The organism is Haladaptatus sp. T7 (genome assembly GCF_026008575.1).
In the GTDB taxonomy this organism is placed as follows: domain Archaea; phylum Halobacteriota; class Halobacteria; order Halobacteriales; family Haladaptataceae; genus Haladaptatus; species Haladaptatus paucihalophilus.
This window is the reverse complement of record NZ_BROP01000003.1, coordinates 428,368-442,002: the sequence shown is the minus strand read 5'-3', so window position 1 is coordinate 442,002 and position 13,635 is coordinate 428,368. Positions and strand designations below refer to the sequence as shown.

At 64.0% G+C, this 13,635-nt stretch carries 15 protein-coding genes; 11 read left to right on the top strand and 4 right to left on the bottom strand.

Annotation, left to right across the window (positions count from 1 at the left end):
• Positions 1-30 precede the first annotated feature (30 nt).
• Entirely contained in the window at positions 31-237 is a 207-nt protein-coding gene (locus tag OPC11_RS11520; protein WP_007980031.1) for a hypothetical protein, read from the bottom strand.
• Positions 238-351: 114 nt separating this feature from the next.
• On the opposite strand from OPC11_RS11520, the gene OPC11_RS22085 reads away from it, so the two are divergent.
• From OPC11_RS22085 to OPC11_RS11480, 7 genes are all read left to right on the top strand, one after another.
• Complete coding sequence (locus tag OPC11_RS22085; protein ID WP_007980029.1) at positions 352-783, top strand: histone; 432 nt, start codon at positions 352-354, stop codon at positions 781-783.
• Complete coding sequence (locus OPC11_RS11505) at positions 780-1,805, top strand: histone deacetylase (RefSeq protein WP_264781944.1); 1,026 nt, start codon at positions 780-782, stop codon at positions 1,803-1,805. The genes OPC11_RS22085 and OPC11_RS11505 overlap by 4 nt, the downstream gene beginning before the upstream one ends.
• Before the next feature lie 97 nt (positions 1,806-1,902).
• Positions 1,903-3,078: a glycosyltransferase gene (locus OPC11_RS11500; protein ID WP_264781943.1), complete on the top strand. Its 1,176-nt coding sequence runs from the start codon at positions 1,903-1,905 to the stop codon at positions 3,076-3,078.
• Positions 3,050-3,721 (top strand): glycosyltransferase, encoded by a 672-nt coding sequence (locus OPC11_RS11495; RefSeq protein ID WP_232423789.1) that lies wholly within the window; start codon positions 3,050-3,052, stop codon positions 3,719-3,721. The genes OPC11_RS11500 and OPC11_RS11495 overlap by 29 nt, the downstream gene beginning before the upstream one ends.
• On the top strand, positions 3,718-4,674 hold the full coding sequence (locus OPC11_RS11490; protein ID WP_264781942.1) for a hypothetical protein: 957 nt from the start codon (positions 3,718-3,720) through the stop codon (positions 4,672-4,674). Before OPC11_RS11495 ends, OPC11_RS11490 begins: the two co-directional genes overlap by 4 nt.
• Positions 4,671-5,993 (top strand): sulfatase-like hydrolase/transferase, encoded by a 1,323-nt coding sequence (locus OPC11_RS11485; protein WP_264781941.1) that lies wholly within the window; start codon positions 4,671-4,673, stop codon positions 5,991-5,993. Before OPC11_RS11490 ends, OPC11_RS11485 begins: the two co-directional genes overlap by 4 nt.
• The gene (locus OPC11_RS11480; RefSeq protein ID WP_007980016.1) at positions 5,990-7,453 is read left to right on the top strand and encodes a lipopolysaccharide biosynthesis protein; all 1,464 of its coding nucleotides are present in this window, start codon (positions 5,990-5,992) and stop codon (positions 7,451-7,453) included. Before OPC11_RS11485 ends, OPC11_RS11480 begins: the two co-directional genes overlap by 4 nt.
• On the opposite strand, the gene OPC11_RS11475 is transcribed toward OPC11_RS11480, so the two are convergent.
• Positions 7,445-8,239 carry a response regulator gene (locus OPC11_RS11475; RefSeq protein ID WP_264781940.1) on the bottom strand — a complete coding sequence of 265 codons (795 nt, stop codon included), beginning with the start codon at positions 8,237-8,239 and terminating at the stop codon, positions 7,445-7,447. The two genes, OPC11_RS11480 and OPC11_RS11475, sit on opposite strands and share 9 nt — an antisense overlap.
• Before the next feature lie 139 nt (positions 8,240-8,378).
• Here OPC11_RS11475 and OPC11_RS11470 point away from each other — a divergent pair, with 139 nt between their 5' ends.
• Both OPC11_RS11470 and OPC11_RS11465 read left to right on the top strand, forming a co-directional pair.
• Entirely contained in the window at positions 8,379-8,729 is a 351-nt protein-coding gene (locus OPC11_RS11470) for a hypothetical protein (RefSeq protein ID WP_264781939.1), read from the top strand.
• A 91-nt stretch (positions 8,730-8,820) separates the two neighbouring features.
• Positions 8,821-9,288, top strand: coding sequence for a FlaD/FlaE family flagellar protein (locus OPC11_RS11465; protein ID WP_026177828.1), 468 nt, complete (start codon positions 8,821-8,823; stop codon positions 9,286-9,288).
• 78 nt (positions 9,289-9,366) lie between these two features.
• Here the strand turns inward: OPC11_RS11465 and OPC11_RS11460 are convergent, their stop codons facing one another.
• Together OPC11_RS11460 and OPC11_RS11455 are read right to left on the bottom strand one after the other, a co-directional pair.
• The gene (locus OPC11_RS11460; RefSeq protein WP_264781938.1) at positions 9,367-10,428 is read right to left on the bottom strand and encodes a zinc-dependent alcohol dehydrogenase family protein; all 1,062 of its coding nucleotides are present in this window, start codon (positions 10,426-10,428) and stop codon (positions 9,367-9,369) included.
• A gap of 88 nt (positions 10,429-10,516) precedes the next feature.
• Positions 10,517-11,791 carry an RNA-guided endonuclease TnpB family protein gene (locus tag OPC11_RS11455; RefSeq protein WP_069452712.1) on the bottom strand — a complete coding sequence of 425 codons (1,275 nt, stop codon included), beginning with the start codon at positions 11,789-11,791 and terminating at the stop codon, positions 10,517-10,519.
• 245 nt (positions 11,792-12,036) lie between these two features.
• Between OPC11_RS11455 and OPC11_RS11450 the strand changes: the two genes are divergently transcribed.
• Together OPC11_RS11450 and OPC11_RS11445 are read left to right on the top strand one after the other, a co-directional pair.
• Positions 12,037-13,182 (top strand): acyl-CoA dehydrogenase family protein, encoded by a 1,146-nt coding sequence (locus OPC11_RS11450; RefSeq protein WP_264781937.1) that lies wholly within the window; start codon positions 12,037-12,039, stop codon positions 13,180-13,182.
• A gap of 127 nt (positions 13,183-13,309) precedes the next feature.
• Positions 13,310-13,635 (top strand): hypothetical protein (locus OPC11_RS11445; protein ID WP_264781936.1); only part of this gene is annotated, 326 nt, incomplete at its 3' end.

Below are 13,635 nucleotides of genomic sequence, written 5' to 3'. Positions count from 1 at the left end.
CGCTGCGTCGCCTTCGTTTCGCGTCGAATCTTAACTCTGGAACGGCTCTTCGTCGCGGTGATTGTCCTTGTTCTGTTCGTCGGTCGCCGCGTCTTCGCGGGCTTGGTTCTGTTCCACGTCGGTTTCGTCTTCGAGTTCCTCCTCACGGGCCTGTTCGGCCTCCTCTTTCCCGTTTGCCTCGTCGGATTCTTCTTTTTCTTTTGCCATCGTTCGGTCGCGTTCGTGTGGGTCGCTCATCGTGTTCGGCAGTTCATCGTCTTCCTTTTTATTCGTGCTGGCAGTTTCCCCGTCGGATTTGCCGCGAACGACGGTAGGGAAAGATTAAGGGCGACTGACTTCCGCTGTTGGATTATGAGCGTTGAGCTTCCGTTTGCGCCGGTCGATACGATAATCCGACGGAAAGCAGGTGACCTCCGCGTCAGTGCGGACGCCGCCGAAGAACTCGCCCGCCGGATACAAATTCACGGAGCGGAGTTGGCCGTGGACGCGGCAAAACGGGCGACGAAGGACGGACGGAAGACGCTGATGGCGGAGGATTTCGGCGTCCAACAGGTTATCGATAAGGACGAACTCGTCCTTCCGGTCGCGCCTGTTGACCGAATCGCGCGGCTCGACATCGACGACGATTATCGGGTTTCGATGGACGCGCGCGTGGCGCTTGCCGACATCCTCGAAGATTACGCCAACAACGTCGCGGCCGCGGCGTCGATCCTCGCCCATCACGCGGACCGGCGAACGGTTAAGGCCGAGGACATCGAGACCTACTTCAGGCTGTTCGAATGAACTTCGGCTACAGCGAGGCCTGTTTAGCTCACGACACCGGGAAGCGACATCCGGAAAACCCGGACCGGTTGCGTGCGATTCGACAGGCCCTCACGCGAAAGCACGGCGTCGAATACGTCGAGTCACCTCCCGCAACCGAGGCCGAAGTGACCGCGGTCCACGACGGGGGATACGTAACGGAGTTCCGCGAGTTTTGCGAGGACGGCGGCGGAAACTGGGACCCGGACACCGTTGCCGTGGCGGCGACGTGGGACGCCGCGCTCGAAAGCGCGGGGCTGGCGGAGTGGGCCGCCAAGGCGGCGCTCTCGGGGGAAGACGGCCGCTCGACGCCGTTCGCGCTGGGCCGCCCGCCGGGACACCACGCGGTGGAAGACGATGCGATGGGATTTTGCTTCTTCAATAATGCCGCGGTCGCGGCCCGGTCGGTCATCGACGAGGGCGAAGCGGAACGGGTCGCGATACTCGACTGGGACGTTCACCACGGCAACGGGACGCAGGACATCTTTTACGGCGACGACGACGTGTTTTACGTCTCGATTCACGAGGACGGACTGTATCCCGGCACGGGAGAAATAGACGAGTCGGGCGAGGGTGACGGGGAGGGAACGACGCTCAACGTTCCGCTCCCCGCGGGGTCGGGTGACCCCGAATACCGCTCGGCGTTCGACGACCTCGTCGCGCCGTCGCTTCTCGACTTCGACCCCGACCTCGTGTTGGTGAGCGCCGGATTCGACGCCCACCGCCACGACCCCATCTCCCGGATGCGCGTCTCGACGGAGGGCTACGGCATGCTCACCGCCCGCGTTCGAGAACTGGCGGACGAGGCGGGGGCGGCGCTCGGATTCGTCTTGGAAGGCGGCTACGGCTTGGACACGCTCTCGGACGGCGTTGCGATGGTCCACGAGGTGTTCGACGGGATGGAACCGGTCGTCCCCGACGAGGAGGCGAGCGAGGAAGTTCGCGAACTGATAGCGGAAATCCGCGACGTACACCCGGCGTTCGAATCGGACGCCGACGCCTGACTCGTTCCTGATCGTTACACTCACGTCACATTTTCAAGAATAGCACACAATTTATCAGCTAACGCGCTGTAGCATCGTCACGCTCAGGGGTGGGCCAATGAGACAGGAATCACGCGACGTTGCGATTTTACACGACAGGTTTCCCGCCATGGGGGGCGGCGAACGGTTCGCCATCGAGGCCGCTCGGGTACTCGATGCGCCGATTTACACGATGTACGTGGCGGGCGATGTCAGCGTCCCGGACGACGTGACCATCGTTCCGATACGGCAGGAAAAGTACACCCGGGGTCTCTCGGGGCGACTGCTCGAATGGAAGAACGAGGGGATGAACCCGCTGGAAACGCTGTCGGTGGCGGTCGATTTGACCGACGCGCACGACGAACTGGCGGCGTACGACGTGCTCCTCGAAAGCGCACCGCTTTCGAAGTCCTACGTGCCGCCGGTCGAACAGACGGTTCTCCACTACCCGCACAGTCCGCCGCGGTGGTTGTACGACCTCTTCCGCGAACGGCTCTCGGAGTTCGACTATCCCGGCGTCGGGTTCGCGCTGAAGGGCTACGCGAAGGCGTGGCGGACGCTCGACAAGGAGGGCAACGAGTACGTCGACCGGTTCGTCGCCAACAGCGAACTCGTCCGCGACCGAATCCAGCGGTACTACGACCGGGAGGCGGCCGTCGTCTACCCGCCCGTCACCGGCGACTGGAGAAACGAGGGCGACGACGGCTACTTCGTCACGTGGTCCCGTCTCGCGCCGGAGAAACGCATCGACCTCATCGTCGATGCGTTCGCCGGGTTGGAGGAACGCCTCCTCGTCGTCGGCGACGGGGAGGAACGGGAGCGGCTCGAACGGAAGGCGCGCGGCCTCGAAAACGTCGAACTGCGGGGATACGTCCCGAACGTGGAGAACATCGTCTCGCGCGCCACCGCCGTCGTCTACGCGCCCAAGAACGAGGATTTCGGACTGGTCGGGGCGGAGGCGCTGACGGCGGGCAAACCCCTCATCGGCGTGAACGAGGGGTACACTCGCCACCAAGTCGTGGAAGGCCGGACGGGGATTCGCTTCGACCCGACGGTCGGGTCGCTCCGCGAAGCAGTCGAACGGTTCGACCCCGACGACTTCGATGCCGAGGAAATCCAGCGGTTCGCGCGTCGATACGACCGGTCCACGTTCGCCGAGTCGTTGCTCGAACTGGTCAACAGAACGCACGCGGAAGCGGCCGAAAAGCGCGCCGCAGTCGATGCCGATGATACGAAACCCATACGCATCCGATGAGCCGCGGGTGTCGGTCGTCATTCCGACGGTTCCATCGAACGACCACGCGGGAGTCGTCGCCGCCTTGCGGAACCAGACCGCCACCGAGTTCGAGGTGCTGGTCGTCGAGGACGCGTCCCTCGACATCTGCGAGGCGCGAAACGCCGGAATCGAGGCGGCGAGCGCGGACGTCGTGGCGCTCACCGACGACGACTGTCTCCCTCCGCCCGATTGGGTCGCCGTAATCGAGAACGCCCTCGACGGCGAAACGGTCTGCGTCGAAGGGAGCGTCAGCGGCGGACGGACCTACGACGGAACGGGACTGTACGTGGGGTGTAACCTCGCCTTCGACCGCGAGGTCGCGCTCGACGCGGGCGGATTCCGGAGCGAGTACGCGGGCTGGCGCGACGACACCGAATTCGGGTGGCGGATGGAGTCTTACGGGTCGTGTCGGTACGACCCGGCGATGGTGATGTCGCACCCCGACCGCCCCCGCGCCAATATCGATTCCGACATCGAGGCCCGTCTGAAACGCGAGTACCCGACTCGCTACGAGGAGCGAATCGTCCCCGAGACGAGGCTCGGCAGGGTCAACGACTGGCTGTGGCGACGGGGGTTCTGGAACGCGGTCGATAGGGTTCGAGACGTGGGAGGGGTCCGATGACGTTCGGCGATTGGGTCGAGGAGAGTCGGGAGCGGGTTCGGAAGGACGGCTGGCGCGGCGTGGACAAGTCGGCGTACGAACTGTACAAGGGGTTTCTTCGACGCGTCGGGGAACGTCGGGAGTTCGGCGAGTCCGTCTACGACCATCCGTGGGACGCGCTCGTCGTCCTCGACGGCTGTCGGTTCGACTGCATGTGCGAGGTCGCGCCCGAGGTTCCCTTCGTCGAGCGCGTCTGGCGCTTCGAATCCGCTGGCACCCGCTCGGACGAGTGGATGCGCGAGAACTTCGGGAAGCGGGACTGTTCGGATACGGTCCACGTCACCGCGAATCCGAACTCCGCGGAACACCTCGACGCCGGGAACTTCGACCGACTGGAGGAGGTGTGGCGCGACGGGTGGGACGACGAACTCGGGACGGTTCCCGCCCGCGCCGTCACCGACCGGGCCATCCTCGCGGGGCGGGACATCGACTGGCGGGCGGACGACCCGACGAAACTCGTCGTTCACTACATGCAACCGCACTTCCCGTCGATTCCCGCTCCGCTTCCGGGCGACGCGATGAGTCGGGACGAGTTCGGCGAGCGCGTCGGCGTCTGGGAGCGCTTGCGCCGCGGCGACCTCTCCACAGAGCAGGTGTGGCGTTCCTACCGCGAGAATCTCCACTACGTCCTCTCGGAGGTACGGGTGCTGCTCGACAACCTCGGCGCCGAGCGCGTCGTCATCACGGCCGACCACGGCAACGGATTCGGCGAGTGGTACGTCTACGGGCACCCCGACAGCACGCCGATAAGCGCCCTCCGCGACGTCCCGTGGGTCGTCACCAGTGGTACCGACACGGGGAGTTACGAACCCGAACGCTGGATGAAAACGGCGGAGACGTTGCGCGAAACGGACGCCTCCGACGGTGCGGACGCGTCGGTCGAAGAGCGCCTGTCCGCGCTGGGATACCGATGAACGTCGCGCTCGTCGTCCTCGACACGCTACGGAAGGACGCCTTCGACGCGCACTTCGACTGGCTTCCGGGAACGCGCTTCGAGAACGCCTATTCGACCTCACACTGGACGGTCCCGGCACACGCCTCCCTGTTCGCGGGGAAGTATCCGAGCGAGTTAGGGGTCTACGCCGGTGCACAGTTGCTCGACTGCCCCGAACCGGTGCTTCCCGAGTCGTTCCACGGGGACGGCTACACTACCCGCGCGTTCAGCGCCAACGTCAACATCTCGCGCCCGTTCGACTTCCACCGGGGATTCGACCGGTTCGAGGGGAGTTGGCGACTCGACGCCCTCTCGGAGGACGTCTTCGACTGGGACGGGTTTATCGCCGAGACGCGCGACATGGGGCCGAAGCGCTACGCCGTCGCGTTGCGCGACATTCTACTGGGCGACTGCGACACCGTGCCGTCGCTCAAGCGCGGCGCGTTCCTCAAACTCCGCGACTTGGGGATGGGTCGGACGACCCGCGACGACGGCGCGACGGAGGCGCTCCAGTTCGTCCGCGAGACCGACTTCGGCGACGACGAATTTCTGTTCGTCAACCTGATGGAGGCCCACACGCCCTACGCCCCGCCCGAGGAGTTCCGAACCGTGGACCCCCCGGAACTCGACGGCCTTCGGGCGACGCTTTCGTCGCCCGACGCGGACCCCGACAGGATTCGGCAGGCTTATGACGACGGCGTTCGCTACCTCGCCGACCGCTATCGCGCCATCTTCGCCGAACTCCGCGAGGAGTTCGAGTACGTCATCACGCTCGCGGACCACGGCGAAGCCCTCGGCGAGTACGGCGCGTGGGAGCACCTCTGTGGCCTGTATCCCGAGGTGACGAAGGTGCCGCTCTGTATCTGGAGCGAAGACGAAACGGGCGGGGCGACCGCCCGCCGCGAGGAACCGGTCAGCCTGCTCGACGTGCATCGGACGGTGCTCGACATCGCCGACCTCGACGGGGACTCGCGGGGGCGGAACCTGCTCGTCGACCCCGACGACGCGGACCGACCCGAGTGGCTGGTCGAGTACCACGGTCTGACGGACCGTCACCGCGCCGCGCTCTCCCGCGACGGGTTCGACGTCGAACCGCTGGACACGGAACTACACGCGCTGGTCGCGCCGGGCTACTACGGGTGGGAGACGCCCGACGGGTTCCGCCAGTCCGGCGAAACGGAAAAGCCGCGGGAGCGAGTGGAAACGCTCGTGAACGAACTGAATCGACGGGTGGTGTCGAACGACGCGGCCGTCTCGCCCGCCGTCGAGGAGCAACTCCGCGACCTCGGCTACGCATGAGCGAGGCGGCGGGAACCAGCCTCAGCAAGGAGACGCTCGGCGGGACGGTCGCCCAGTTCTCGATGGCGCTCATCGGCTTCGTCGGAACCATCGTCTTCGCGCGGTGGCTCGGCCCGAGCGCGTTCGGCGGCGTCTACCTCCTCTTCGCGCTGGTGAAGTTCGCCGACCGACCGATGAACGGCTGGTCGCTCGCGGCGAAAAAACGCGTCGCCGAATCCGACGCGCTCCGGCCCCCCGCGTTCGGCGCGCAACTCCTGTTCGACGCCGGATGGGTCGTCATCGCGGGTACGGTCGTCTTCCTCGCGGGTGACGTCCTTCGTGACTACACGGGCCTCGCGCTGGCCCCTCTGTTGCTCGTCTGCCTGCTCGCCACCGAATCGGTGTACGAGACGATAGACAGCCTCGTCCAGGGCAGGGGTCGAATCAGCGCCGCGACGTGGGTCGATACGCTCAGGTCGGTATTCACCCTCCCGCTCCAAATCGGGTTCGTCGCCCTCCTCAGCACGGCGACCGTCGTCGGGGCGGCCGGAATGGTGTACGGGCTGGCGCTCGCCTCCGCGCTGGTGCTCCCCCTCGCGGTCGTCCTCGTCGCGGCCCGCCCCGCGATTCCGTCCCGCGCGTTCGTTCGGAGCCTCGCCGACTACGCTCGGTACAGCATCCCGTCAACGCTGTTGGGAACGACCTACGACCGCCTCGACGTGCTCCTGCTCGGCTTCCTGCTCGTGGACGGCACGTCGGCCGTCGGGTGGTACGAGGTCGCGTGGAAGTTCACCCTCCCGGCCGTGTTCGTCGCCGACATGGCCGGACGGGGGCTGATGACGACGGTCAGCGCCAGAAACGAGCGGGTCGGCGGTGCCGCCCACGACATCTCGAACACGCTGGCCTACGCGGGAATCCTCGCGTTTCCCATTCTCTTCGGCTCGCTCGCGCTCTCGAACGCCCTCGTCGTGACGGTGTACGGACCGGCGTACAGAAACGCCGCCGTCCTATTGGTCGGTCTCGCCGCGTATCGCGTCGTCCGCGCACAGAGCGGGCCGCTCTTGCAGGCGGTCAACGGGTTCGACAGGCCGGACGTGGCGATGCGGCTCTCGGCGCTCGCCGTCGGCATCAACCTCCTTCTCGGCGTCTTTCTGACGCTCCGGTTCGGTCCGGTCGGGGTCGTCGCCGCGACCATCGTCGCCGAGTCGGCCGTGTATCTCGGCGCGCTTCGATTCCTCCGGGGTGAACTCGTCGGCGTCGAACCGGTTTCGCGTCCGATGGCAGCGCAAGTCGGCGCGAGTCTCGTCATGTTCGTCGTCGTCTCCGTCGCCCACGCGTCCGTCCCCGTGGCGTCGTGGACCGACCTCCTCTCGCTCGTCTCGCTCGGCGGCGTCGTCTACGTCGGCATCCTCTTCGCCGTCAGTCCCGGCGTTCGACGCACGTTCACCGAGGCGGTCCGCGGGTCGTTTTCCTCACCGTAGGGCTTCCGACCATCCGTCGTGATTTTCGACGCTTCGCCCCTCGGCGATGAGCGTTTCGACGGTTCCAGCTTCGCCGCGGACGGGGCGGACGATGACGTCGAGGACGACCGGTCCCAGTTCGTCGGTCAGGTTTTCCGCGCGAAACCGGACGAATTCGCCGTCCGCCGCGGCGGCGATTCGTCGGCGTAGCTCCTCCCGTTCTTCGTCCGAAATCGTCCACCACGGCGTCTCCCAGAATAGCTCTCCCTCGACCGCCGCCGCGTCCTCGTGAATCGCGTCGAGCGCGGTTCGGTTGATCGTGATGACCGTCCCGTCGGTTTCGAGCAGGCCGATGAAGGAAAAGGGGTCGTCGAACACGGCTTCGAACCGCCGTTCGCTCTCGCGGAGCGCGCGCTCGGCGCGGTGTTTCTCCACCGCGTTTTCGACGACGTGCGCGAGAACGGTGTACTGGTCCACGCCGGTCTCTTTCTGGAGGTAGTCGGTGACGCCCGCGGAGATGGCCTCGCTGGCGATTTCCTCGCTTCCTTTCCCCGTAAACAGGATGAACGGCAGTTCGGGAAACGACTCCCGAACGGCAGCGAGCAGTTCGAGGCCGTTCATCGTCGGCATGTCGTAGTCGCTGACGACGCAATCGAACTCTTCGGCTTCCAGCCGGTCGAGTGCGTCCACCGGATTCGTCTCCGCGTGCGTCTCCAAGGCGTCTCCTTCCCGTCGTACGAACTGGGCCGCCATCTCCGCGAGGTCCGGTTCGTCGTCGACCAGCAACACGCGGATCGGCATCGACATACCCTTCGGTATTCGTTGACCACCGTAAGTCTGACGGGTTTTTTATGCTTCTTCGCGTTGATTTCTCCGCCTCGAACTGCTATCGAAAGTCGGCGGGAGACAGAAGCTATAACCTTGTTCCGTGACGAATAGAACGGTGATGTCACTCCTCAAAATCAACATCGAAAAGCCGGCGCTCGTCGAGGAACGAGTGTACCCCGATAGGGACTCCGCACCCGCGACCGCCAGCACGAAATCGGAATCGTCCTGCCCGTCGCTGTCGTCGGTGCTGAAACCGCTCCTCGGTCTCCTCTTCGTCGTCGGTGCCGCCCTGTTCGTGGCCAAGCGCCGCTCCGGGACGGACGACGAGGACGACGAAATCAGCGCGGACGATTTCAGTTCCGAACCCGCCGGAAGCGGGAAACTCACCCGAAAACTCGGTCTCCTCGCCAGTCTCCTCGGCGTCGTGCTCGTCGCGCGAAAGCGCCGCGGCGGCACCGACGACGAATAGTCTGACGTGACGCTTTTCTTAACTTCGTTTTCCCGAACCGCCTCGTACCAAGAGTTAAGTGGGTTGAAATACTCTTCTTCTAAGTATCAGAATGAGTATCAAGCCAGCCGAGTACGACCTGCGCGAACTCCGCAGGATGGCTGACGAGGACGAACCACCCCTCGACCTCGACGCGGACGACGACGAGCGGACGGCCGAGGAACTCCTCCGTATCGGTCAGCGCGAGGAACTGGTGAAGTTGCAAACCAAACTGCTGGCGACCGGTTCGCTTCCGGAAAAACCCTACTTGACGGGACTGCCAACCCGCTACGGTGCGGAGGTCGTGGTCTTCGAATGGCTCGATTTCCTCATCGAAAAGGCCGGATTCGAGAACACCGGCAACGCGCTCTCCTACTACGTGGACATCGACTGGCTGAGCGAATCGGCCTACGAGTCCCTTCGCTCGTACATGTACGGGTTCTCGGAGACGGACCGGTTCGGGTCCGCTGGTCCCGCTTCGCTCGACACGAGCGACCACGTTCTCAGCCTCATCTACATCGCCCGTCTCGCGTCGCTCTGAACGCCGTCCGAAGCGCGTCGTCGAGGCACCCGTACGGTCTCGTTTTCCGAGCGGTGCGTCGGACGAGTCTCTCGCCGCTCAGAACGTGTCTACGACGGGAATCCCCATCGTCTCGTAGTCGCTCATCGCGGCCAGCCGGTCCGGAACGTCGTCCAGCGTGACGGTTTCGGAGACGACGGCGCTCGGGTCGAGGGTCCCCGACTCGACCATACGGAGGATTTCGTCGTAGCGCGGCGGTTGCATTCCGAACGACCCGACGAACTCGATTTCCTTCATCACCATCGCGTCCGTCGGCAGTTTCACGCTCCCCCGTTCCTCCTTCGTCGTGAGGCCGATTTGGACGTGTTGGCCGCGGCGACGGAGGCTGGAGACGGAGTTCTGGCAGGTTTCGGCGATGCCGAGCGCGTCCACCGACACCGACGCGCCGCCGTCCGTGATGCCCATGATGGCCCTCGGCACGTTGTCCGTCTCGGCGGCGTTCACGGTTTCGAGCGCCCCGAGTTCCTCCGCCTTCGCCAACTTCTCGTCGTCCAAATCGACGGCGACGACGTTCGCACCGATGGCCGAGGCGATGTGGACCGCCGAGAGGCCGACGCCTCCGCACCCGTGGACCGCGACCCAATCGCCCGCGTCCACGTCCGCCCGATGGACCAACCCGTGGAACGCGGTGACGAACCGACAGCCGAGTCCGGCCATCGCCACCGGCGACACGCCGTCCGGGAGCGTCACCGCGTTCTGGTCGGCGGCGGGAACGTGAACCTCCTCGGCGAACGCGCCGGGAACGGGGTCGGCGAAGCCGAGCGGGAGGAGGTTTTCACAGACGTTCGAGTGGCCGTTTCGACACTCCGGACAGGTGCCGTCGCTCAGGGTGAACGGGACGGCGACGCTATCGCCCTCGCTGAGGCGCGTCACGTCCTCGCCCACTTCGATGACCGTTCCGGCGGGTTCGTGGCCCAAAATATGTCCCGTTGGCGGTTTCGCGCCTATCCAGTCCCAATCTCCCTGCCACGCGTGCCAGTCGCTTCGGCAGATGCCGCAGGCGTCCGTTTCTATCACGATGCCGTCCGGGTCGGGTTCCGGGCGTTCCACGTCCTCGATTCGAAGGGGTTCGCCGTACTCGCGTAACACTGCAGCGCGCATGTCCGCATCCTCGTTTCTCTCGCACTTGACATCCTCCCGCGTCTGAAGACGCGGGAATCCCACGGCACCGCACCGCTGAGTTGGGATATTACGGTTCGCGGTTCACGGCCTGTTCTTGTGGGGCGAAACGGCCCTCACTACGGTCGAACAGGTGAACCGCTGGCTGTGCCAACCAGCCGTTATCCCTATCACCGCCATCCGTGGCGAGACTCGGGAGTACCTTTTGCCGAATATTCTCCGCACCGTTCACGTCCGCGTTCGCAACCGTATCGCATCTCTCACACACGTACAGTCCGCGTTCAACGCGCTGATTGTCGTCCGTGTGGCCGCACACCGAACACGACTTCGACGTATCGCGTTCGGACACTAACTCCACGTTGATTCCTCCGGCTTCGGCCTTGTAGTCGAGAAGCGTCGTGAATCGGTCGAACGCCCACCCGTGCAAGTCCAAGTTGCCGTGGTCGCCCCAATTCCGAGAGTCGCCCGTCTCGTCGTCTTCTCGGATACCACCGAGGTCGCCAACGACAACCGTACCAATACCCCGTTCAACACACTCCTCAACAATTGCTTTCGAGAGGGCGTGCAAGAAGTGTGTCCGACGACCCGTTCGCTTGCGGTCAAGACGAGTCGCCTCACGGGACGAGGAATCGTTACACTTGGCTTTCTTCTTCGTGAAGTAGTATTCGTCCTCTTTGAGTGCGCCACCCGGATACAACACGGATTCTCTGCCGAACGAGACGGCGGCGAAGTTGCAAATCCCGAGGTCAACACCGGCCACCTTGTCTCCCGGCGGTTCCGGGTCGATAGTGGTGCGGCAGACGAATTGAAGCCGCCACTTGTCACGCTTGTAGACGGCGCGAACCTGTTGAATGTCCCACTCGGTCAGGTCAACATCCGGGCGAGTTTGGTACTTGCACAGGATGAAGTCCGAGCGGTGTTCTTTGAGGTTGCGGCCTTTTGAGAGGCGAACGCGGTTGAACTGTGCGTCGTGCTTGAAGCCAGCCGCTTTGAACGACACGGTTGAACGAGGGTGGGATTCTCCATGTTTCCGGTAGCCGGGCGGTCGGGCACGGTCGTCGCCGTTCCGACGCTTGCCGAACCAGCCGTTGAACGCTTCAGCGAGTTCTTCGAGAACGCGCTGACTGGATTGAGAATGCAAGTCCGTGTAGCGTTCGTGGCTTTTGAGTTCGGCTTTGAGTTCCCCGTCATCGGGAATCTCGCCCGTTTCATCCCACTGTTCTTGTGCGTAGTAGCGACCGACGTTCCAGAGTTTTGAGGCGGCCCATCCGAGTTGGTCGAGGTCGTCACGAACCTGTTGCTGGTTCGTGATTGTAGCCTCGAAAGTTCGAATGGTTCGACTCATTTTCTGGCTTCATAACTGGTTATGAACGCCGTTTCTTAATAGTGTCGGTTGGCGTGGAATATCCAGACTTGCTATCGACTGTGGAGTGTATCGGTGTTGTCGGATTCATCCTGACCCTTTAGGGTCAGGTATTCTCCTTGATTCTGTATAAATCTACGCCGGTGTGTACGGATATGTGGCGACTTCTGTTAACATAGATTACTGAAATGCCGAAGATTCTTTTCATTGGAATCCGAAGACGGGGTATGGCATTTCGACTGTCAGACGAACAGCGTGCGATACGCGAGGCGGTGCGGGAGTTCGGCGAGGCGGAGATAACGCCGGTCGCCCGCGAACACGACGAGGAGAAGAAGTACCCCGACGACCTCGTTCGGAAGGCGGCGGAACTGGACCTCGTGGCACCGGGCATTCCGGTCGAGTACGGCGGTGCCGGGATGGACACCCTCTCGTCGGTCATCGTCACCGAGGAACTCTGGCGGGCCGACGCGGGTATCGGGAGCGCAATCGGCAGCCGCGGGTTCGGCTCGAACATGATCCGGAAGTACGGCGACGAGTGGATGAAAGAGGAGTGGCTCCCGCGAATCGCCAGCGGCGAGTCCGCCTGCTGTAGCTGTATCTCCGAACCGGGGCACGGTTCGAACGTCGCGGGTATCGAGACGGTCGCCCGGCGCGACGACGACGAGTACGTCATCGACGGCAACAAGATGTGGATTACCAACGGCACCGTCGCGGACGTCGCCGTCGTCATGGCGAAGACGGACCCCGAGGCCGAACCGCCCCACCGCGGTATCAGCGCCATCCTCGTCCCCACCGACGCGGACGGCTTCGAGCCGACGAAAATCGACAACAAACTCGGCATCCGCGCCTCGGACCTCGCGGAAATCGTCCTCGACGACGTGCGCGTCCCCACCGAGAACGTCATCGGCGAGGAGAACGAGGGGTTCTATCAGCTGATGGATTTCTTCGCCTCGGGTCGCGTCAGCGTCGCGTCGCAGGCCGTCGGCGTCGCGCAGGCCGCCGTGGACGAATCCATCGACTACGCCAACGAGCGCGAGCAGGGCGGCCGACGCATCAAGGAGTACCAAGCCATCGGGCACAAGGTCGCGGACATGGCGACGGACGTGGAGGCCGCCCGCTCTCTGACCTACCGCGCCGCCTCCCACGTCGATTCGGGCGACGACCAGTTGGCGACTCGATTCGCCAGCATGGCGAAACTCTTCGCCAGCGAGCACGCCGTGGACGTCGCAGACGAGGCGATTCAGGTCCACGGCGGCGCGGGCTACGTCACCGACCACCCCGTCGAGCGCTACTACCGCGACGCCCGCATCACCAAAATCTACGAGGGAACCAGCGAAATCCAGAAGAACATCATCTCCGACGACCTGCTCTAGGACTTCGAGAGGGAATTTCACAGGATGGGGCGACGCTCGACCGACCAACTGTCACAAACGCCAACTCACCTTTCCATCGTGGCGCGCGCTGGCGAGACGGGGAGAACTCGTCGTTCGACCCGTCTCGATGAAGCGTGCGAGGGATGAGTACCGCAACGAAGTGAGGAGCGCAATCGGTTGGGGAGGATGTGGCGTGCGAGGTTGCTGTGCGGAAACGGTGTGTGGGTGGATTGAAAGGGGCCGGGCGTTCGCGCTCCGTTTAGTCGCTTGCGTGGGCAACTATTTTGGCCGGGCGTTGTTGAGAGGCCAAAATATCCCACGCAACGACCGCGAACGTCCGGGGGCTTTCGAGGACTTCATCACGGTAGTTGCAACGACGACGCTTCTCACGACAATGCTTGCAACGACGACGCTTCTCACGACAATGCTTGCAACGACGACGCTTCTCACGAC